The organism is Pseudomaricurvus sp. ABR4_320, assembly GCF_056159445.1.
In genome coordinates this window covers 1-1,769 of sequence record NZ_JBSWVF010000059.1, presented here as the reverse complement: position 1 = coordinate 1,769, position 1,769 = coordinate 1, and the positions used below count along the sequence as shown (strand labels likewise).

Genomic DNA, 1,769 nt, shown 5'->3' with positions numbered 1-1,769 from the left:
ATCTTGCAGATTAGAATTCTGCTGAACCTGATAGGGGGAGTCTGGTAAGACTTACGGTGGTTTGATAGGAGAATTTATTTTTTTCAGGGATAAATCAAGGGCGGCTTGGCCAATGAAAACTGGCTTCTATGGATGATTTAAGCCCGTATACTAAAAGCCACAGAGCGATGGCACCACCCATTCCAGAATTGGAATCTGACGCTGTCACAGCTCAAGATTAACTTCCCGAATCTGTTGGAGAAATATATCAGCTTATGATGCTACTGACTGACACAGAGTTTTGAACACCGTCACACAGAATTTTGAGCATCTTTGCCTGATCCAAGATATACAAATACCTAAACTAGTGTCTCAATAACTTCAGATAACGTATTTGCAACGAACAAAATCGAATCTTCATTACTCGGGTCTTCCTCTACATTCACAAAAACTATAGGAGGCCTCTCGTCGTCATTTCTGTAGTCATAAGCAAAAAAACAGCCTGTTCCCCCTGAGTCAGCGATAGGTACTATACCTTGAAAAATATCTGACCACTTTCGCCATTTATTTAGAATGCTGTAGAGTTTTTGTTCCTCTGTACAAATCTCCATCACATGAAATAATGGGCCAAAAGGTGCTGAAGTCAATTCACCACAAGCTACAGTTTCTTTACTTGGATATTTACCCTGATTTAGCAATATAAGACCTCTGTAGTCTTGAGGTAACTTAATACCAAGAATATCTTCTAATCTGTTCACATCATCTATGCTTGCTTTACCTAAAGGTGGATCAACGTACTCTTCCCATAAAATTGTCATTTGGTCACCATGCATTTAAGTTACTATCTCTTGTAGCCGCCGCCCCATATAGCCATTCCTCCAGTATGGGGGACAAATGCTTCATGTTCAGCTAAATTTATCAGCTGCATCCTGCCTGTATCTTGATGATGGTGCCAGGTTAAGCCTGATGGAGGCGCTTTATAAGCGGGCTCTCGTAAGAAGTGAGCTAGCTGCATTTTCGTCAACCCCATTCGTTGAGCTAAACTAGTATCTCTATTTAAAGCTTCTCTCAACCTTTCATTTGCATATTCAAAATGAGAGCCCGGATCTCGATTTCCCAACATACTGTTAGGGACAAAGGTATCAAATTTACTATTGAATATTGGGAACCCATTTTCATCTCTGTTAAGCGTAATACCCTCTCTAGTCTCGGCTCTACCAGCATTCTTTGACATTATTATTGTCTGCTCACCACCGGCGTTTTTACCATACTGAATAATAACCTTACCTTCCTCAGAAACTTTAACTCTCAGTGAGCCATCGGAAAATTTGTCAATCGCAGAAGGGTCAATAAAACTCGTACCTTCAGTACTTAATGCTAAAGATTTGCTCGAAACACTAGCATCAACAAATTCTTCCGCGCCGACATCATACCGCAGCTTCGAGGTATCGTTGGCATCAACCCGGCGCAGATACGGCTGTTCCGCACCCGCTACCCAAACATGCCCTTCCGGCGCATCTGGCCAACCGAGTTCTTTCGCCAGTTCAGGGCCTCGGGCAGGCGCGGCCACCCAACCTTCGCCATACTGTTCGGATTGGGCAATGCGCTCTGCCTGGTATTGTGATGCGGCTTCCAGCTCTTCTAAGCGATAGGAGAGCTCTGCCTTTTGAGAGGATGAAAGCTTGGGATCACCCAAACTCTGGCTAACGCTTTGTAACTCGAGGGCAATCTTGTTCTGTTCGAACTTGGCTTCCCAGCCAGCGGTGCCGACGGTTTCCGGTTTTTCCTGA

Annotated in this window: 2 protein-coding genes; both read right to left on the bottom strand. The window is 44.0% G+C overall.

Annotation, left to right across the window (positions count from 1 at the left end; genetic code table 11):
* Positions 1-338 precede the first annotated feature (338 nt).
* Entirely contained in the window at positions 339-797 is a 459-nt protein-coding gene (locus ACXAFR_RS27300; protein ID WP_475183316.1) for an SMI1/KNR4 family protein, read from the bottom strand.
* A 23-nt stretch (positions 798-820) separates the two neighbouring features.
* A partial coding sequence (locus ACXAFR_RS27295) for an HNH endonuclease (RefSeq protein ID WP_475183315.1) occupies positions 821-1,769 on the bottom strand: 949 nt, incomplete at its 5' end.

Bases quoted from the DNA above. Each gene is read 5' to 3' on its own strand.
- ACXAFR_RS27300 (WP_475183316.1), bottom strand. From the start codon at position 797: ATGACAATTTTATGGGAAGAGTACGTTGATCCACCTTTAGGTAAAGCA.